The sequence below is a fragment of the Pseudoalteromonas sp. A25 genome (assembly GCF_009176705.1).
Lineage (GTDB): Bacteria > Pseudomonadota > Gammaproteobacteria > Enterobacterales > Alteromonadaceae > Pseudoalteromonas.
In genome coordinates, this window is the sequence record NZ_AP021846.1 from 590,665 (window position 1) to 610,994 (window position 20,330).

Genomic DNA, 20,330 nt, shown 5'->3' on the forward strand with positions numbered 1-20,330 from the left:
ACAATAAATGAAGTCAAATGTACTTATTGCACTTTTCTCGCTACAAGAAAAGGGGTCAAGTCTCTTGTTTCATAACTAATTTTAACTACGCTTAGTCAGCGTGTTTAATTAGGTGATTTAAGATGCCAAGGCCACAAAGGATTGAGTACCCACATGCGTTCTATCATGTGATGAATAGAGGACGAGAAAGGCAAACCATTTTCCATGATGAGCGTTATTTTCAAGCATTTTTAGTAACTTTAGGTGAAGCGCAAAGTCGGTTTGGGTGCATTATTCATGCATATTGTTTGATGTCGAACCATTACCATTTGCTGATTGAGACGCCTAACGCAAATCTGGGCCGCATTATGCGTCACGTCAATGGGGTCTACACCCAGCGTTATAACCGATTAAAGCAAACTGACGGGCCACTTTTTCGGGGGCGTTACAAAGCCATTTTGGTAGAAAAAGGCGCCTATTTGCTGCAACTAAGTCGCTATATTCACCGTAATCCCATAGAAACACAATCTCCGTTGGTTGAAGATTTGGCGCAGTACCCTTGGTCGAGTTATCCAGCATACATTGGGCAGGCGAAAGCCGAGCCTTGGTTGGAGCGTGAGTATACTTATGCTGTACTTGGCCATCGGTATAAGTTTAAGCAGTACCAACGTTTTGTACAGGGCGGTAATGACGAACAGTTGATGACGTTTTACTCGAAAGGAAATACCGCATCGGTGCTTGGTTGCTCGAGCTTTAAAGAGTGGGTGCAAACCCAGTATTGCACCGAAGTAACACGTGCTGCGGTTATCCAACAACTGCAACCAGAGCTCGATATTACCGCAATTATTGCAGCTGTGGCGGCGTTTTATGATTGCCCAATTTCGCAACTCACAGAGGTGAACAAAGGGCCAACTAAAGGGTTCGAAGGGCGAAAAGTCGCGATGTATTTTTGCCAAGAGTTGCTTGCTGCAAACCTTCGAGATATTGCTAAGCACTTCCAATTAGGGCATGGCGGCTCGGTAAGTTTTATCACCCATCAAATCAGGCAAAGACAAAAATCGGATAAGGTATTTGCGCAATTATTGGGTGAGATATTAACTTTTATTATGAAGCAAGCGGCTTGACCCCTTTATTTTATTTTATGAAGCAAGCGGCTTGACCCCTTTATTTTATTTGACCCCTTTATTTTATTCCGATTGACCATGGTCCATCTCCAGCTAACAGAGACTCTTTGAATAGGAGAAAACGCGATGTACGATTATGCACATCAAACCAAATCACAGCTCGAACGAAGTCACCAAGCCGCTCAACTTAGCACTAAATTAATGCCATCTGCGATACAAAAAAGAGGCAGAGACTTTTCGCACGTGAGTCAACCGTTTTGCTCATCATACTTATCGAAGCGACTTTCATCTCCTTCAATAACGACAGTGCTCCAAAGAGCGGTGCTTACCCGTGCTATGCATAACATAAGTCAAGAGGCTGATACGAAAGAAGAGTTGGGCGAAGCGTTAAAGCAGGCAAATTATTCAAATGACATCGCCAGTGAAATTATTCATCGATGGCTCGAAAAACATAGTATAGCGGCAGATGAACATGTGTATGCGTACTTCAAAAACGGCTATGGGATTGAAATAGAAAAATTCTACGGCGGTGAAGAGCCGTCTGATGAAGTAGATGAGTCTTATGAAACTCAGGTAGCCGAACTTGTGTTAAATGACACAGCTCATGGTGGAGGATTATATGCTGAATATCTACTCGCAGAAGGTACTGACCCTATTCAAGCGAAAAGAACACCTAACAGCATGTCTGGTCCAAAGGACTTTACGACTTCTAACTCTGGGGATTTTGAAGATTCCTTTTATATTTTAGGTGGAAGTGGTGAGATTGACTTTGAAACTTTGCCTACCAAAGCAGCCCATACTGCACATGTTCCGCCTGGGAAAAGAAAAAAAACACCTTTAAAGCATGCCAATATTACTTGGACTGATCCCCATTCATCGGGGAGTAAAGCCGACTCATTAATTAACTTGAACGATCACCCAGATGTAAAATCCAATGCTGTGACAATTGATACTGATGATAGACCACAGCATTTTAGGCTTGCTGATTATTTATACGCAAAGAAAAAGGGCTGGAAGTTTGCGAGCGATACCTCAAAGTTTCGCAATGGGAAGTGGACCTGGCACCATCTAGCAACGCAATATCATATGGTGTTAGTGGATATGGAAGTGCACGCTAAGCACGGTCACAATGGCGGTGTGTTTTTATGGTAATAAATCAACGAAATAAAGAGGAGACGAGGTAATTTCCCCATAGTCAGAGTATCTGGCTCGGAGTCCTATTCACAACTACAAGGTGTTAAATATGTCTAAACATAAAGCACAGCTAAAAAGTAACTAAAAACAGCAAGCAGCTAAGCAAAGGCGTTTAAATACACCGGGCGAGCAGCCAGTACAAAGAATGATCGCAAATGTGGGAAGAAAAAGCCTCACGGAATTGCATAAAGATTGGGCACCTCGTATTTATAAGTAAGGGATGTCGAGCTATGTGCTTGGTAACGCTATGCTTAATATTTTAAATATCAGGTAAATACCACTTACCGATAGCGCTTTTTGTTGTTTCAATCTGCAATTTTTTGTACCTTAATCTGTAACTAATCAGCAGTTAAGGAAGAAAAATGAAAAATAAATTGAGACTAGCCAGCTTCACAGCTTTGTTGCTTTTTGTACCACAGTCATACGCTAAAACCGTTTCATATACGGGCACAAATTGCGTCGACAAATATGCTAAACAGGGAGAGAGTCGATTAAAATACCGTCACCATTCAGCATCAGGTATTGAGAACACAACGGATAGCAGTGTCACAGTGTTTTGTCCTGTTAATTTAGAACAGGACAATTTAATCGATAAAGTGGTGGTATATGCAAGTACGCATAAGGCAAACTCTTCGATATTTTCATGCTCATTGTCAGTAACGGGTATGTACAATCCCGGTGTAACAATAGCGAGTTTATCTGCCAGCAATAGCGACAAAGCGCGCTTTGGTTTGGAGTTGCTCGCTAACGATGCGTATGAACAACGCTTGCAATCTTATAGACAAACATATGCAGACAATAGTGAAGCATCAGCATATTTGACTTGCTCAATACCAGGTGTTGCACAAGCGCACTTAAATACGAAATACGGCTATACGCGTTTAATTGGGTATACAGTGAAATACAAAGATTATTAATCGTGTAAACGTCATCACCTTTGTGACTCAATACATTTAGTTGCTTTGAGTCACTTCTTTCGCCTTCAAACGCTAATCAATAACCTCATTGTTTATCCATGCGTGTATCTGATCTGAATAATAGCAAAAGGCAAGATCTCACCCCAAAGATCAGCTAAAGTAACACTGAGTATTCGCTAAGAAGGAACACGCTGTGAAACTCCCCCTAGCTTGTAACGCTTACTACTATTCAAACTTTATGTCGGATGAATTGAGCACGTCATTGCTTAATTGGCTCATGAGCGAATTTGATTTGTCTCAACCTGAAGAGTTGGAGTTTCCTGATGGCACCCGCAGTTCCATTTTACCGTGGCGCATGATGTTTTTAGCGCCGAATTTGGCCAGCTCGGATCAGTTTCCTTTGCACCATGGTCGCCGTGCGGATACATGTGCTGAGCTTGAGCAGTTAAGGCATCAAATTGCGCAATGTACCGGGGTTAATTTAGCTGTTGCGGTGTGTTTGTATTATCCAAATGGCGAGGAAAGTTTGGGCTTTCATAGTGACTTACCCGCTTTTGGCTCTACCGATGTAATCGCCTCGATAAGCTTAGGTGCGCAGCGAGAGTTTTTAATTCGTTCTCAAAATAACCTGAGTGAACAACAAAGTGTGACTTTAGAACATGGCTCATTGCTTGTGATGGGCAAAGGTTTTCAAGATATGTATGAACATGCTGTTGCCCGCGGCGCTGTCGACATGGGGCCTCGATTTAATATTTCGTTTCGGCAGTTTGGATACAGGCAAAACGAAGTGTGACTGTATTTGCCTCTTACTGCCTTACTTTATTTATACATTGATAAATAAGCTTTTTTTTTATTTTAGTTAGACGTCAGCCAAAAATCATCAGTAACTCAAGTTTTTAGTTTTTGCTTTATGTAATGTGTTCATACACTGAACCACATTAGGTAGAACAATAAATGAAATCAAATGTACTTATTGCACTTTTCTCGCTACTGCCATTTTTTGCTCTGTATGCTAATGAATATCAACCCGTTAGCATGGCTGGTACTCAAATGGTGCCGATACAAGATAGTAAAAATAACAGGCAGTATGCGTTGTATATCAAGCTTCCGAAAAGCTATAGCACAGAAACAGCAAAGCGCTATCCGGTGCTCTATTTTACCGATGCATTATGGCATATGGAGTTACTATCTGGGGCAAGTTACTTTTTGTTAGAAGAAATGATCTTGGTGGGGATCTCTTGGCAGACTGATATTTCAGAGCAAGTAAAAGCGAAGGAGGGGGGGTATTTTAGCCGTTATCGAGATTATTCAGTTCAGCCATCCAAAGATGCGGCTAAGCAAGAAAAGTATCAATTTGGGCAAGCAAACAGGCATGTCGCGTTTATTAAAAATGATGTGTTCAGTTATGTTGATAACACCTTTCGTACAAAACCTCACGCGCGTACTTATTTTGGGTTTTCTTTAGGCGGATTATTTGGTGCTTATGCACTGCTTACACAACCCGATATGTTTAAAAACTACATTCTTGGTAGTCCCGCTATCTGGCGCAATAGCCCTTATTTATTTTCAAAACAAAGCGCTTTGCTCAAAGATAAAAATCTAAAGATCAATGTGTTTATATCTTATGGAGAGCGTGAAGAGCGGCTAAGTAAGCATGTCGACGAATTGGTTACTACCTTAAAAGGCAAACAGTATCCGAGTATATCAACCATTGAACATATGGTAATTGACTCTTCAGGGCATAGCGATTCATTTCCAATGATGGGGGTTGCCAGTATAAAGTGGCTGTCATCTTTGACCTCAGAGCTCTAGTGTTAATTGAGCCTAGTTAACCTCAGGTGCGGATAAGAGTTTTGATAGCTCAGAAGAGAGACATTGCAACCCCTTCAATATCCAATGACGATATTTCGCTCACTATCAAGGCATTTTCGTGAAGTAATAGCGAGCTATTACAAATGAAAATAACGAAGAGAGTGAGTGAAATAGCTTTATTGGGCAAATTCTCTTATGTGCAGCTGAGGTTAGTTAGGGGCTGTTTTATGCTCCAAATCACTGCTGCAATATAACCAGCTCTTGATCTATAGCAATAAATTGCTCAAGCAGTAGTTTGTTGCTCGTTATATCGGTTATTTTCCATGCTGTGGGTTTGAGGGTTGCTAGGGTCTGTATCAGATCACCGCTTGTGCTGTATTTATTAAGTGTAAAAGTTTGCTTATCTACGCTGTAGATAGCATCGTTTTTAATCACTAAAGCATTGCCGTTTATTGCTGGCAAAGGAACTGGCGAGGTGGTACTTGGCGTAATTGAGCGACGGAATACGCCGCCTTGCGAGGTACTAAAAATGAGCTGATCTTGGTTTACCCACGCATTTTGAACATGTTCAAGTTTTAATGATGTGAGCGCGTTGTGGTGGATATCGAATTGGTATAAAGCATTAGGAGCCTTATCGTTGATGAGCACTAACAGCGTGTTGTTATCTACCCAATTGAGTACCGAATAAATCGGTTTGTGGGTACTTACAACGTTAGTATCACCGGTTAAATCGGTTATTTTCAATTGACCATTGCTCGCCCAAGCTAACTGGTGGTTATCATTCGACCATGCGTAATTATGTATTGCACCGCCCTGTTTGTTGCTTGTTAGTTGTGTTTTACCGTTATTGGTGTGCGTTAACCACAGTTCATCCTGCCCAGTAAGATTACTAATAAAAACAGTACGTTGCTCATCTATAAAGCGAGCTTGACGCTCTTGTTCTTTGCTGCGTGCCAGGCTTGGGTAAGGCGTTGCAATCGTGTTGAGGTCGTCTATTGTCGGTCGTTTGCTTTGTGTGTTTAATTCAATAACTGCAATATCAATGTCTTTACTGCCTTGCACGGCGATCAATGTATGCTTATCGGGGTGCTGGGCTGCCGAAACCAGTCGTGTGCTTGGGGTTGCTATTTTACTTACTTTACCATCAAGAGAAATCTTAAAAAGTTGATTATTATGAACAGCAAGTAAGTACTCACCTTGTGCGTTGTAATTGCCTTTTAGCGGCTCAATAGCGTGATGTGATGGTGAGGAAGTTAACGTCACTTGATGTTGCACTTTTGCTTGCTTATCTAACAAAATAAGTTGGGGCTGAGCGTTCTCTGCTCGTGTAAATAATGCAAATTGTTGGCGCTTGGGGTGATAGTCAAAATGATAAACAGCATACTTTTTAGAGGAATACAGTGTGCTGGTGGTTTTATTTAAATCATTATAGTGCATTAACACATTGCGGATGCCATCAAATTGTAAAAATACATATTGGTGATTGGCAAGTGCTTTTGGAGTCATTAATTGCTGTGCATTGCATTGGTAACGTTTGTTTGGCGTAACTGGTTTACTCAATGCCTGAGCAAAGTCTAAAGTTGCCAACGCCCAGCATTGCGACTGTTTTTGTGTGTTGTTGTGGGTTTTATTACATTGCTCATGAGCGGCAAACACTAGCTCTCTGCCGTCGGGTGTAAAGCTTACAGCCCCAAACTGGCCGGCTTTTGATGTCAGTTGAGCTTCGTGACCACTTTGCAACTGTTTTGCCCAAATATGACTTTTACACTGTCCTGCGTAGCGGTTGAATACCACATACTGAGCATTTGGGCTGTATATCGCATGAGATTCATGGGCGTCGGTGCGCGTTAGTTCACTCAGTTGCGCGTATTGACTGTGTGGGTCTTCAACCCAAAATAACTGCAAAGCTAATAACAATACGCAAGCAAAGACCAAAGAAAATGTCGCCGGGGTTAACTTTAATGCTCGCAGGTGTTTGTTTGATTGTGGCTTTTTACGCTCATTAGAGGGGGGATCCCAAACAACGTTGCTTAATAATCGATAACCAATCTTGGGGTGAGTGGCGATAATTTTAGGAGCTTTAGCGTCATCACTTAGCTCTTTTCGCAAGATGGCAATGCAGCGCTGCAAGGCATTGGGCACCACCTCTGCGCCTTGCCAAACCTGTTCCATTAAAACTTGGTGAGTGACCACTTCATTTTGATGTTTTGCCAGCACATACAATACTTTGAGTACTTTAGGCTCTACTTTACTGCATTGCTCGCCTCGAATTATCAGCGATTGTGATAAGTCTATTTTAAAATCTTGAACATAAAATATGGTTGGCTGCGTCATGCTGGTTACTCAAATACATATGCTGACAGTGTATGAGGTATTGAATTTGCTGTCTAGGCATGAGCTTAGTGAGTTAAAAATTACTTAAATAAAATAAGTTCAAAAAACAAAGATTTATAAACCATAAGCTATTAATCAGCTTTTTATAAGTCAGGCTTTGTAGTGTTGATGATGTTGTTTTGTTTCACTGGCGTTGTCTTAGATAAGCAAAGGTTATGCTATGTGGAATAAAAAAGTGTGGTATTGGGCTGTGGTCTTGTTGGCAAGTTCAATGACTTTGAGCGTTTTTGCAAACAGCAAAGCGCAGCAGGTAATAAAGCATGCGGTGAATGCCTATGGTGCAAATAAGCTGAACACGCTAAAAAACATTAAAGTGCACGATAAACAATTGCATTTTTCGCAGTGGCAAAGTGGTCATGCGCATCAGGGTGACATGGTGAGTTACTTAAATGAGCAGCAATTAGAGTTTGCCATCGACTTTAGTAATCAGCGTAAGGTGTTTAAACGCGCAACCACGTATTTGGTTGGTGGTCATGGCTCAAATAGCCCCAGTATTTTACATCGGCTCTATAGTGATGGCAAAGGCTATACCGTTGATCATGCCTTACTACAAACGATTTTGTCACAGCGAGTCACCTTTGAGAATGTTGACCTTGGGCAAAGCCTGTTGGTAGATACGCTGATTGTTAAACAGCTAAATAAAGATAAAGCAGCGAGCCTGTGGAGCGACATTGCATATATTCAAGGTCAGGCACATGACGTGCTTACGGTCTTTGCGGGCACAAAGCAAGAATATGTGGTGTATATTAATCGCCAAACTGGCTACCTTGCACGCGTGCTAAAAAGGCAGGGTGGTCAACTTGCCAGTTACGACTTTTTAAATCACCAGCACAGCAAAGGACTTGTCTGGGCAAAGCAAGTTTTTGCAGGTACTGAGAAAGGACCACTGTTTTACACCGATAACAGAAAAGTTGAATTTAACGGGACAGATAACGCATTGTTTAGCCTACCTGAGAATTATCGGCCACGTCCAAAAGTGAGCCCTGTAGATGTGTCAAAGCACACAATTAGGGAGCTAGCACCGGGCGTGTATTATGTGGGTAAAGGTTGGTCGTATACTTTATTTGTTGATGTTGGTGATTATTTTATTTCAGCGGGTGCTTGGCAGATGGCAGAGCAAAACCAAGATTGGTCAAACAATGTTGCTTTGCTGCGTCAAACAACGGGCAGTGATAAACCAATCAAGCAACATGTGATCAGTCATCATCATACTGACCACCTTATGGGCGTAAAAGATGTACTGGCCCAAGGCGCAGCTCTGATTATTCACCCTAACGATATCAAGGCTGTACAAACCCATTTAAATACAACGCTAGAAGAAAAGCAGCTCATTAAGGTTAGCAAGCAGGGGCAACGTATAGCTGGTAAGTTACAGCTATTTGATGTGCCAAACAGCCATGCGAATCACAACCTAGTTATTTACTTGCCTGAACATAAATTATTGTTCACGGAAGACATGTTTGGCAGTAGTTTTAAAAAGGCGTTTAACTCGCCAAGTAATTGGCCGGATCTCGATGCCTTTCATCGCCTAAAGTTATTAAGCGACAAAATAAATCAGCTTGGCCTTGATGTTGAACAGTTTGTTTCTTCACATCATTATCGTGTATTAAACAAAGCTGAACTTGAGCAGGCGAAAGCGATAACATTGCATGCAAAAGAGGTTTTGCTAGACCGAGTATTTTGAGTCTAAAGAGACCGTAAGTAGCAACGGGTTAGCTGCTTACGGTTTGCCTAGTTTAAAGGTGATAATATTAATTGCAGTACCTTGTTTTGTCTGACTACTTAAGTGGCTGGAAATACTAGGTATAGGGCAGCCTTTAGGGTGTGAAGTTATAACTCTTGCTCCACCATGGTTTTTATTTTTAGTGCTTTTTCAAAATGGTCGAGCTGATGGGTGTGTATCCACCATGTGGCGGCTTCCATTAGTAGTTCTGGATCTTTGTTTTTATTAGAAAAAAAAGCGTAAAAAGATAGGCCTACATTGTCGCCTTTATAGGCTATTTTACTGTTACAGACTTCGATTATTCTTGCTTTTAGACTGTCTCTCATTGAGGGTCCTATTTTTGGAGGAATATTTTATAGCATGCAGTGTAACATTCATCGTCAATAAATAGGGGATTAGTTCTAGGTTTGAGCGCCATACAGGTTAAGTAATCTCAGCAGCGATATGTATGTAAAGGCCCAAAATACGTCAGTGTTAACGTATTTTGGGCCTTGTGTAGTTAAAAGCACCAGTTAAGGTTTACTATGCGGTTTATCTGATGCAAAGCAACGCACTTCAATTTCAGTTATTGCTTGTGTGTTGTGCTGACAAGCAAGTCGGTAACCTTGCTCAAGTTTAGAGCTGGATAGTTTTGCTTTATCAGCATCAGTCACGCCAATGCTGTGGTTACACTTTACTCTGCATAGTCCACAAGTGCCGCCACCCCCACAGTTTGAAGGCAACTGAAGGCCAACATCAGCTAAGCCATCAAACAAACTGATATTCGTTTTTAACTCAAGCTCATGGGTTTGCTTTTGTGCAAGCTCTTTTATGGTTATGCGCTGTTTTTTAGATTTAAAAGCAATACTCAGTTGGCCCGCTTTATAGCGTTCAACCAGCCAAGTGACGCCGGTCATTGAGAGCAGCAAAGTGGCGATAGCAAATACAATAATGAGCCAATGATTAAAACCGCCTGTACCAAAGTAGTCCATAAAGTGCAGCATAAACATCAAGTCACGCAGTCTGCGATCGTCATTGATATGCGCAATGACATGACCTGAGTGGCTATCTATATACACATTGGTGTTCTCAGCATCGCTTAACATAACTTGCCACAGTGGGTTTTCTTGTTTTGGCAGTTCATTAATGGGTGGCTTAAGCAAAGTTGCACTGATGATATCAGTGGCGCCTTTAAAAGATTTAAGCGCGATGGTGCGAGCTAATGTCTCGTTTATAGCTGCCTTTTGCCCAGTATAGGCATCCAGTAAAGTAACCTGCTTGGCCTGATAGCTATGAACTCCAGATTGATGAGTAATTTGATAATAAGGATGGCCCAAAACCCACAGCAGTTTGACTTGCTTTGCAGGTGCAAACTCTAAGCTTTTTAATGGGAGTAGCGGTGCATTTAGGTTTCCGGCTGTATGTGCAACAGGGCGCAGGTTGGCGTTGCCTGAGCCCTTTTTATGGTCCATTAAATTAAAATACAAGCCAGTAGCAAGCCAGATAATAAGTTGTAAGCCAACAAATAAGGACAGCCATTTATGTAAGGATTTATTTAACTTAAACATTGTTTAGTTAGCTCCTTGACTGTTTGGCTTAAATACACGCTGGTAGGTGAGCGTAGCCCCAAATAAAGCTGCTAGCGTGCCCAGCAGTGCAATGAGCAGCAAGAACCAGTTGGCAACATTTTCACCGTCGTCATAATCCATGATATGAAAGCGCCACATCCAATCAAATAACCGCCAGAGGAAGTGACGTTTGGTAACGATATCTCCGCTATTTTGGCTAATGTAAAAGGTGGGGGCCCAAACGTTGTCGAACACCACTTGCCAGACGGGTAAATGTCTTGATGCAAGCTCACTTGGCAGCTGACTTTGGTTGTCGATTAGCTGCACAGATGCGATTGCGTCACCGCTTGTATATTGATGTTTAGCGATTTTTAACGCTTGCAGCTTATCAATGAGTGGCAGTAGCTGACCGGTTTTTGCATCGATAAGGCGCTGCGTGTGGTCTTTATCAATAAAATGATAAACGGGCTCAGCCATTAACTGCGTTAACGTTACCTGGTGCGCACCAGGATACTCACTGTGCAAATCGCTGAGTGAGTAGTTTACTTGGTTAACGGCAATAGGGTGTTGGTTTTGGCGCTGCAGCGATTCACCATGAATATAGTGGATGTCCATCGTCACCATATATAGCCCGGTAATTGACCAAATTAAAAACTGCACGCCTATAAAGGCCATTAACCACTTATGGTATTTTCTAATTGTTCTTATCATTATTTTCGATACCTTTGTTGAACTGCGCAATATCAGCTTGCTTTACCATACTATAGATAGCTGGCAGCACAATCAGCGTGAGTAATACGGCACTACTCATACCGCCAACCATAGGCGCGGCAATGCGGCTCATTACTTCTGACCCCGTGCCTGAACCATATAAAATAGGTAGCAAACCAATAATAATGGTGGCAACCGTCATCATGACAGGGCGTACACGCATGCCTGCTCCGTGTAACAACGCCTCGCGGTACATGTGTTGACTGATCGTTTGGCCCGCTTGCTGTGCATTAGCTTTGAGCTCTTGCAGTGCTTGGTTTAAATAAACCAGCATGATCACTCCAATTTCAACAGCTACCCCAGCCAGTGCGATAAAGCCTACACCCACCGCAACCGAGAAATTAAAGCCTTCTAGATACATTAGCCATAATCCACCGATCATTGCCATTGGCAGGGTTACAATAATAATGGCTACCTCACTTAACGCTCTGAAATTTAAATAAAGCAGTATGATGATGATGGCTAAAGTCAGTGGCAGTACGTAGCTGAGTTTAGCTTTTGCACGTTCCATGTATTCATACTGACCTGCCCAAGTGATCGAATAACCTGCTGGTAAATCAAGATTCTTGGCTAAATGCGCCTGAGCATTGGCAACATAGCTGCCAACGTCCACGCCGTCGATATCGATAAAAGTCCAACCGTTAATACGGGCGTTTTCACTTTTTATTCCCGGTGGGCCAGTCTCAATATAAACACGTGCTACATCACCCAGTGCAATGCGCTCGCCGGATGGGGTAACGACAGGTAAGCGGGCAAGCTGCTCAGGCGAGTCGCGGTAGTCTTGAGGGTAACGTAAGTTAACCGGATAACGCTCTTGTCCTTCGATGGTTTGAGTTACGTTCATACCACCTATGGCCGTGGCAACCACTTGTTGTACATCAGCGATGTTTAAGCCAAATCGACTGGCTTTTTGCCGCGAAATATCCACCTTAATGTAGCGCCCACCGGCAACTCTCTCAGAGTAGACCGATGCCGTGCCAGCGACCTCTGGTAAAATACGCTCAATCTGCTGGCCAATATCTTGAATAATATCAAGATCAGCGCCTGCCACTTTAATACCCACAGGGGTTTTAATACCCGTAGCTAACATGTCTATGCGTGTTTTTATTGGCATAACCCAAGCGTTAGTGAGCCCAGGGAAGGTGACTAACTCGTTTAGCTCAGCTTTGAGCGTTTCGGTTGTTACCCCTGCTCGCCATTGAGATTTAGGTTTTAATTGAATAAAGGTTTCAATCATTGTCAGTGGGGCAGGATCGGTGGCGGTTTCAGCTCGGCCTACCTTACCAAATACGTTTTCTACCTCAGGCACGGTGCGAATTAACTTGTCGGTTTGCTGTAGCAATTCGCGGGCTTTACCTATAGAAATACCCGGATAAGTGGTGGGCATATACATTAAGTCGCCTTCATCCAAAGGGGGAATAAACTCACTGCCAATCTTATTAACGGGATAAAAACCGACGACGGTTATTGCGATAGCGAATACGATAGTGAGCTTTGGAAACTTCATAACCTGCTTTAACACTGGCATATACAGTGCGATTAGCATGCGATTCAACGGGTTTTTCCTCTCAGATATCACTTTACCGCGAATAAAATAGCCCATAAGCACCGGCACCAACGTGATAGCAAGGCCCGCTGCCGCTGCCATTGCATAGGTTTTGGTGTAGGCAAGCGGTGCAAACATACGTCCCTCTTGCGCTTCTAAGATAAATACGGGCAAGAAAGAGACGGTAATGATCAGTAGGCTAAAGAATAACGCAGGGCCAACTTCCGATGCCGACTTGGCAACGATTTGCCAGCGGTTTTCATCGGTTAATGGGGTTTTTTCCATATGCTTGTGCATATTTTCAATCATTACGATAGCACCATCGGTCATCGCGCCAATGGCAATGGCGATGCCACCTAGCGACATGATATTAGCGTTGATCCCTTGCATATACATGATGATAAAAGACACTAAAATGCCCAAAGGCAGGGTAATGACTGCCACGATAGATGAGCGTAAGTGAAATAAAAACACCACGCAGACAATTGCCACCACGGCAAGCTCTTCGAGTAGCTTACTCCAAAGGTTATCTACGGCATTTTCAATCAGCTTTGAGCGGTCGTAAACCGTGACTACTTCTACGCCCTCAGGCAATGAACCTTGCAGTGACGCGAGTTTAGCTTTGACTCCTTCAATGGTCTTTTGGGCATTTTCGCCAAAGCGCATAACGACTACACCCCCAACCACTTCACCTTCGCCATTAAGCTCGGCAATGCCCCGGCGCATTTGCGGGCCCAAGTTCACGGTCGCTACATCGCCAACTCGCAAAGGCGTGCCTTGCTCATTGATCCCCAGTGGAATTTTTTCAATGTCACTGACCGACTGAATATAACCCGTGGCCGTGACCATGTATTCTGCTTCTGCCATTTCAACAACCGAGGCGCCGGTTTCTTGGTTACCGCGTTTAAGCGCGGTTTGAATATGATCCAGTGGAATGTTGTAGGCGCGTAACTTGTCAGGGTCAACTTGCACTTGGTATTGCTTGACCATACCACCTACAGCCGCCACTTCTGACACGCCCGGTACGGTTTGCAATTCATATTTTAAAAACCAGTCTTGCAGGCTTCTTAGCTGACTTAAATCATGTTTACCGGTTTTGTCGGTTAAGGCATAGATGTATACCCAGCCCACCCCTGTTGCGTCAGGTCCAAGCTGTGGCTTAGCGCTATCGGGCAAGCTTGCTGCCACTTGGCTTAAATACTCCAGTACGCGACTTCTGGCCCAATAAAGGTCAGTATCATCATCAAAAATAATGTAGACGTAGGAGTCACCAAAGAACGAATAGCCACGCACTGTCTGTGCCCCCGGCACAGATAACATGGCGGTGGTCAATGGAAACGTGACTTGATCTTGTACCACTTGCGGTGCTTGACCTGGGTAACTGGTTTTAATGATCACCTGAACGTCAGATAAATCGGGTATTGCGTCAACGGGGGTATTTTTTAGTGAAAACACCCCTGCAAAGGCGATAATTAATGTTGTGAGCAAAACAAAAAAGCGGTTGCCCACAGACCATCTAATGACTGCTTCAATCATGCTGACACCCCTTATTCATGATTTGTGTGCGCATCAGACGCATCGCTATTATCAAGGGCTTTGAGCGCTATCTCGGTGACTACAAAGTCATCTCTAATCTCAAAGGTAAAGGTAATTTCATCCCCTGTGCTGAATTGGCTCAAATCAATTTCATCGCTGACTAAAAAGTCCATGGTGGCAGCAGGGCGGTCCCACTTTTTAATGGCACCGCGACTAATATTCAAAACTCTAGCGCCTTTGTCGATAGCGTTGATTTGGCCATCAACGGTTGCGCTAGACACCTCATTTGATGGTTCTGACATTATGTGAATACCGGTTACTTGATAGTTACCATCATCGGTTTTAGTTACTTCAAAGTGCAGAGTTTGACCCGCTTTTAAGGTGTTAATGTCTACTTGCTCTGCAACATCAAAGTCCATTGTCATCGCAGGCCAATCCCACTCTTTAACAGGGTCATGGGTAATATTCACCATGCTGTGAGTGGCCATCACGCTGTTCACCTCACCTTGCATCCAAACAGCGTTGGCAGGTGCATTATCTTCCATGCGTTTAAAGTCGGAGTTTTTACTTGATTCTGAGTCAATTAAGAATTGCGCTGACGTGACGACTTCATCATCTTGATTTAACCCGTCTAACACCTCTATGTACTGCTCGCCCACGCGACCAATGGTTATTGCGATTGATTTAAATTGGCCATCACCGAGTGCTAACACCACGCGGTCTTGCTTACCGGTGCGGATCACCGACTCTTTAGGCACTAGGATCACCGGGTCGTCGATGTTGGCGTCAATGGCCACTTGCGCAAACATATTTGGTTTTAGCTCGGAATTAGGGTTATCAAATTTAAGGCGTACTCTTAAAGTGCGCGTTTTGCTGTTTAACACTGGGTAGACATAATCTACGCTGCCTTGCCATGTTTTGCCGGGCAAATAGTCTAGCGTCATGGTTACAGGCAGACCTTGTTTGATTAATGCGGTATCACGCTCGAATACTTCAGCCTCAACCCATACCTGATCCAATTTGGCGATACTCATTAAGGTATTGCCTGGTTTTACATAGAAGCCTTCGCGGATCTTCAGCCCATCAATCACCCCAGACTGAGGAGAGTAGAAGGTAATGGTTTGATGTACCTTTTGGGTTTTTTCTAATTCACGGATGAATTGTTCGGATAATTGCAGGGCTTTGAGCCTATCTTTAGCGGCATTAATAAGCGACCCATTGTTACGTTTTAGGGCGATCAGTAGCTCTTCTTGAGCATTTACTAATTGCGGAGAGTATAAGGTATAGAGTGGCTGACCTTTTTCAACGGGGTTACCTACCGCCTTTATATACAGTTTTTCGACCCAGCCATCGACGCGTGGGTGGATGTGCACCAGCTGATCTTCATCGTATTGCACATAACCCACAGTAGAGATTTGTGTGTGCATGCTTTTAAACTCAACGGGCGCGGTTCTAACCCCAAGATTATTGACCACATGTGGGGCAATTTTAACGCTGCCAGGGCCGTGGTCGTCGCCACTATCTTCTTCATAAACGGGTACTAAGTCCATGCCCATGGGAGATTTGCCTGGTTTATCGCGACGATAGTTCGAGTCCATTGGCGCAACCCAATACAGTGGCTTTTTTTCCCCTGAACTATCTGTTGTGTCTGCATTTGAGGCATTGCCTGAACCAGGGCTTTGCAAACTCGCGGTAACTCCGACACCCAGTGCAAGCCCTACTAATAATGCAATAAGAGTTGTTTTATTCGCTGACATTATTGGTCTCCTAGCTGCTGTGTTGGCTCAGTCATGGTGTGATTTGATTGCGTTAGTAAATAGTTGATTTTAGCCACTGATTTAAGTGCATCGACATCAATTTTTAATGCAGCAATATTGGCATTAAGCTCTGTGATCCTAGCGCGAACCACATCTGAAAAATCACCATCGTCATTGGTATAGGCTGTCAATGCGGCCTCAGCCTGATGATGGGTTTGTTCTATGAGTTGTTGTTTATAAAGCGCTTGTCGTTCAGATAAACGCGTTAGCTGTGCAAGTTCTTTTTCGAGAGCACTGAGCATTTGTTTCAGCATGAGGTATTTTTCTGTTTTGATCGCTTCAGACTCTGCAACGGCTGCCGCAACTTGCTTATCTTGTTTATTCTCAGTAAATAAAGGTAGGTCAAAAGACACGCCTACTGAGAATAAATCAGCTCTACTGCTGCCTGAGGGCATATCGTCGCGATAGCCATAGCTGGCATTAACCCCCCATTGCGGTTGGTATTGTTGCTCACTGAGCTCGATTGTTTTTTTAGAAACTTGGTGCTTTACATCAATTGCACGCAGTGCTGGGTGGTTAAGCAGTAGTGTTACAGCGTCGCTGCGTTGATATGCATCGGGTTTGAGCTGTTGTGCATACGTTAAAGCGATTTTGGGTAGCTCATTGGGCAAAATAATAGGGGGTGTGGCAGCTTTTAAACTTTGCAAATTATCAAGATTATCTATGCTAAATAGCTGTAACCACTCATTTAAACGCTCTAAAGCCGTTTCTCGCTTTTGCTGCTCAACGGTTAAACGGTCCTCGAGCTGAATGATTTCTAACTGCGCTCGAATGACATCTTGCTGCCTTGTTTTACCAATAGCGTTGGAATAATTGGCTTTGGCGATTTGGGCCATCTGTTCAAACAAGACTCGGTCTTGATTGATCAAGGCAATAGTGCGCTGAGCTAGATAGGCTTCTAACCACAGCTCTGAAATGAGCCGTGTGAGTTGCGCATGGCGGTCTTCTCGCTGTAATGGGAACTGCTTTGCGGAGGTTTTTAGCTGTGCAGATTTAATCGCCAAGCTATCGCCTCTTGGGAACATTTGCGATACGCCCACTTTAAACTGGGTCATGCCTTCTTGCGCAAAATCCCAGCCATCGGTAGGTAGGTTCATCATACCGATAGACACTTTTGGGTCGGCCAGGGTTCCTGCCGCAACACTCTTATGCTCAACAGCACTTTGCTTCAAACGACTGCTATGTAACCAAGGATCGTTTTGCTGCGCCAGCGAAATGGCATCATTGAGTGATATGGTTTGTTGAGCGGCTTGTTCAGCATTGATACTGGCACAAAAAGGTATCAATAAACTTGCTAATGCCGCTTGTATAAATACTTTTGTCATGGTTTTTACCAACTTAAATTGGATTTAATTATCTGATTCTAGTGTTTTTTTAAGTGGAATTGGTAGATACGCTTAAATTTGGACGCACCTATCCTGTGTTAGGCAATAATCGGTGGACGATAAAGGGAAGCGGTAACCGCGTGAGGAGATTGCGGTAAAAGGTGAAGTCTAGGCTCTGCTATTTGATATTCAAACGCTGGCAAATGCTCATTGTCGAGATAAACAACAGATAAACAAGCACTTGCAGGGCAGGTACATTGTGTATCGCAGCAGTCCATCGTGCTTTTAGTTTGGCCATGTTCCATCTCCATCATACTTTGATGATTAGTCAGTGACGTTTCACAAGGCATAGTAGCCACCGCCATAGCTTGCCCTGTCAGGGCAATCAATACAGCGAATGCAACTAATATAAGTGAAATTGGCTTAAACATAGCAAACTCGATGAAATTATTGGCACAGATGCTACGACAATTTTCTAAGTAAGTAAATTACCACAGGCAAGAAAGTAAAGCCTAAAAAAGAGAATTATGAATTTGTTAATTATTTTGATGATATTTATTCAACTGTAAATAAAAAGCGATAATAATTGGTGAATAAAATTCAGCTTATAAATTTTGAAAAGCTTAGTCGTTGCTTAATTTAAGTAAATTATAGGGTTACGGCGCAGGAAAGTTTTTGTTGAAATAAGTGAACCAATAACTGGGCGATTTATTCCTAAAACTGACACAAAAATGTCATGAAATCTTGTTAATTTGCTGGGCTATTATTTAGTCAATTGTTTGTTGGTTATGGGTGTGAATAAAACAGCTGAGCTAGAAAAGAGTATTTTAAAAAACATAATTGAGCACGGCACTGTAACTACTTTATTTCAACCCATCTATGATATTAGCAAGCAAGAGGTACTCGGGTTTGAGGCTTTGAGTCGAGGTGCTGATTGTTTAGAAATGCCAGAGCGGTTATTTAAAGCGGCAAGTGAGCACAATAAATTGTCGGAACTGGAATTGTTGTGTCGCGAAAAGGCGATAGAACGGTTTGTTGAGCAACAATTACCCGGTAAATTATTTTTAAATGTAAGCCCTAATACCTTACTAGACCCTTGCCATCCAAAGGGAGAAACACGTCACCTAATTGAAAAGTATGGTTTGGCAGCAAATCGTGTGGTGATTGAAGTGACCGAGCAAGACAGGGTTGATGATGGGTTTTTGTTACTAAAAGCTATCGAGCATTATCGTCAACTTGGTTTTAACATTGCGATTGATGATCTCGGGGCTGGTTACTCTGGTTTAAAGCAATGGTCAGAGTTATGTCCTGAGTATGTAAAAGTAGATCGTTACTTCATAGATTTTTGCGATCAGAGCATTGTTAAACGAGAGTTTTTAAAGTCAATCATAGAGTTGGCAAAAGCGACCAGTACTGCGGTCATTGCTGAAGGGATCGAGCGTGTCGAAGAGCTAGCATTATTAGAGAAGCTAGGCATCGTAAATGCACAAGGTTACTTGTTAGCTTATCCTCAAAAGGAACCAGAACGAGCACTTGAAGCGAGTCAGTGGCTGGCACTAAACCTAAAGCCACCAACCTCTTCAATTGAGCACTCAATGTCGATTGGTTGGTTAGCACTGGCACAAAGCGCTATTCACCAATGTACGCAGTGTAAAGATGCCCACAAAAACTTTGAAGCAGATAAGCAGCTCATGAGCTTAGCTGTGGTGAACGATAACCGAGAACCAATAGGTTTGCTGCACAGAGATCAACTAACAGAAGTGTTTGCTGCACCTTATGGCCATGCACTTTATGCTAAAAAATCAGTGATGGAGTTGATGGATAAACAACCACTGATTGTTGATGAAAATGCGCAGCTCGACCAAGTAAGCCAACAGATCACCGAACAAGAGTTTGATATCCGTCGCCACATTATTATTACGCGAGATGGTAAATATTTAGGGCTAGCGCCGTTACGAGACATACTAAAGCACATCACTGAAGAAAAAATTCGTCACGCACAGCATGCCAACCCTTTGACTATGTTACCGGGTAACGTTGCGATCAATGAAGCAATTGAAACGCGGTTACGAAAACAATCTGGGTTTTCATTGGCATATATCGACTTAAATCACTTTAAGCAATTTAATGATTTATATGGTTACGCCAGTGGCGATAGTGTGATTAAACTTCTTGCTGATGTTACTGTTCAAGCTTGTGAGGGCAGCCCGTGCTTTGTTGGCCACATTGGTGGAGATGACTTTATGGTGGTATTTGATGGTGATGATGCACAGCAACTATGCCATCAGATCATTAGTAACTTTGAGCAGCAGTCAAAAGCATTTTTCACTCCCGAACATGTCAAATCTGGTGGTTACTGGGCAACAAATAGAGAAGGTCAAAAGCAGTTTGTACCTCTGTTGACGCTTTCTATCGGACTCGTTAGACCAGATTTAGACAATTGCAAAAATAGTCATCAAGTAGCGGCTTTGGCAACTGATGCTAAAAAAGAAGCGAAGCGCTATCGAAATAGCTATTTGTTCGTTTGTAATCGACGTAGACCAAGTGTATCCAGCGTGCAGCATCAACATATAGAAACCGAGTGCTCCGCATAAAGTTGGTGATCGATTGAATATCTTGCAATAAAAATATTTATAAAGACTTGA

General features: G+C 42.9%; 15 protein-coding genes. 7 read left to right on the plus strand and 8 right to left on the minus strand.

The genetic code is table 11. The features are described from left to right. The first annotated feature begins 122 nt into the window (after positions 1–122). From GDK41_RS02770 to GDK41_RS02790, 5 genes are all read left to right on the plus strand, one after another. Positions 123–1,103 (plus strand): transposase, encoded by a 981-nt coding sequence (locus GDK41_RS02770; RefSeq protein WP_152084980.1) that lies wholly within the window; start codon positions 123–125, stop codon positions 1,101–1,103. A gap of 126 nt (positions 1,104–1,229) precedes the next feature. Further along, entirely contained in the window at positions 1,230–2,255 is a 1,026-nt protein-coding gene (locus GDK41_RS02775; protein ID WP_152084981.1) for an HNH endonuclease, read from the plus strand. Positions 2,256–2,659: 404 nt separating this feature from the next. Then, the gene (locus GDK41_RS02780) at positions 2,660–3,214 is read left to right on the plus strand and encodes a hypothetical protein (protein WP_152084982.1); all 555 of its coding nucleotides are present in this window, start codon (positions 2,660–2,662) and stop codon (positions 3,212–3,214) included. 193 nt (positions 3,215–3,407) lie between these two features. After that, positions 3,408–4,007 carry an alpha-ketoglutarate-dependent dioxygenase AlkB gene (locus tag GDK41_RS02785; protein ID WP_152084983.1) on the plus strand — a complete coding sequence of 200 codons (600 nt, stop codon included), beginning with the start codon at positions 3,408–3,410 and terminating at the stop codon, positions 4,005–4,007. A 161-nt stretch (positions 4,008–4,168) separates the two neighbouring features. After that, the gene (locus GDK41_RS02790) at positions 4,169–5,026 is read left to right on the plus strand and encodes an alpha/beta hydrolase (RefSeq protein WP_152084984.1); all 858 of its coding nucleotides are present in this window, start codon (positions 4,169–4,171) and stop codon (positions 5,024–5,026) included. A 237-nt stretch (positions 5,027–5,263) separates the two neighbouring features. Here the strand turns inward: GDK41_RS02790 and GDK41_RS02795 are convergent, their stop codons facing one another. Continuing rightward, complete coding sequence (locus tag GDK41_RS02795; protein ID WP_152084985.1) at positions 5,264–7,360, minus strand: winged helix-turn-helix domain-containing protein; 2,097 nt, start codon at positions 7,358–7,360, stop codon at positions 5,264–5,266. 220 nt (positions 7,361–7,580) lie between these two features. Here GDK41_RS02795 and GDK41_RS02800 point away from each other — a divergent pair, with 220 nt between their 5' ends. Continuing rightward, positions 7,581–9,104, plus strand: a complete 1,524-nt coding sequence (locus GDK41_RS02800; protein ID WP_152084986.1) for an MBL fold metallo-hydrolase — start codon at positions 7,581–7,583, stop codon at positions 9,102–9,104. A 146-nt stretch (positions 9,105–9,250) separates the two neighbouring features. Here the strand turns inward: GDK41_RS02800 and GDK41_RS02805 are convergent, their stop codons facing one another. From GDK41_RS02805 to GDK41_RS02835, 7 genes are all read right to left on the minus strand, one after another. Beyond that, on the minus strand, positions 9,251–9,469 hold the full coding sequence (locus GDK41_RS02805) for a DUF6500 family protein (RefSeq protein WP_152084987.1): 219 nt from the start codon (positions 9,467–9,469) through the stop codon (positions 9,251–9,253). Between the two features lie 186 nt (positions 9,470–9,655). After that, positions 9,656–10,690, minus strand: coding sequence for a 2Fe-2S iron-sulfur cluster-binding protein (locus tag GDK41_RS02810; RefSeq protein ID WP_152084988.1), 1,035 nt, complete (start codon positions 10,688–10,690; stop codon positions 9,656–9,658). Between the two features lie 3 nt (positions 10,691–10,693). Beyond that, positions 10,694–11,401, minus strand: coding sequence for a PepSY domain-containing protein (locus GDK41_RS02815; RefSeq protein WP_152084989.1), 708 nt, complete (start codon positions 11,399–11,401; stop codon positions 10,694–10,696). Continuing rightward, a complete protein-coding gene (locus tag GDK41_RS02820; RefSeq protein WP_152084990.1) occupies positions 11,385–14,543 on the minus strand; it encodes an efflux RND transporter permease subunit in 3,159 nt (1,052 codons plus the stop codon). The genes GDK41_RS02815 and GDK41_RS02820 overlap by 17 nt, the downstream gene beginning before the upstream one ends. A gap of 11 nt (positions 14,544–14,554) precedes the next feature. Then, positions 14,555–16,300 (minus strand): efflux RND transporter periplasmic adaptor subunit, encoded by a 1,746-nt coding sequence (locus tag GDK41_RS02825; RefSeq protein WP_152084991.1) that lies wholly within the window; start codon positions 16,298–16,300, stop codon positions 14,555–14,557. Further along, entirely contained in the window at positions 16,300–17,685 is a 1,386-nt protein-coding gene (locus GDK41_RS02830; RefSeq protein WP_152084992.1) for a TolC family protein, read from the minus strand. The genes GDK41_RS02825 and GDK41_RS02830 overlap by 1 nt, the downstream gene beginning before the upstream one ends. 98 nt (positions 17,686–17,783) lie before the next feature. After that, positions 17,784–18,116, minus strand: coding sequence for a hypothetical protein (locus tag GDK41_RS02835; protein WP_152084993.1), 333 nt, complete (start codon positions 18,114–18,116; stop codon positions 17,784–17,786). Positions 18,117–18,479: 363 nt separating this feature from the next. Between GDK41_RS02835 and GDK41_RS02840 the strand changes: the two genes are divergently transcribed. Beyond that, positions 18,480–20,279, plus strand: a complete 1,800-nt coding sequence (locus tag GDK41_RS02840; RefSeq protein ID WP_232056515.1) for a GGDEF domain-containing protein — start codon at positions 18,480–18,482, stop codon at positions 20,277–20,279. The last annotated feature ends 51 nt before the right edge of the window (positions 20,280–20,330 follow it).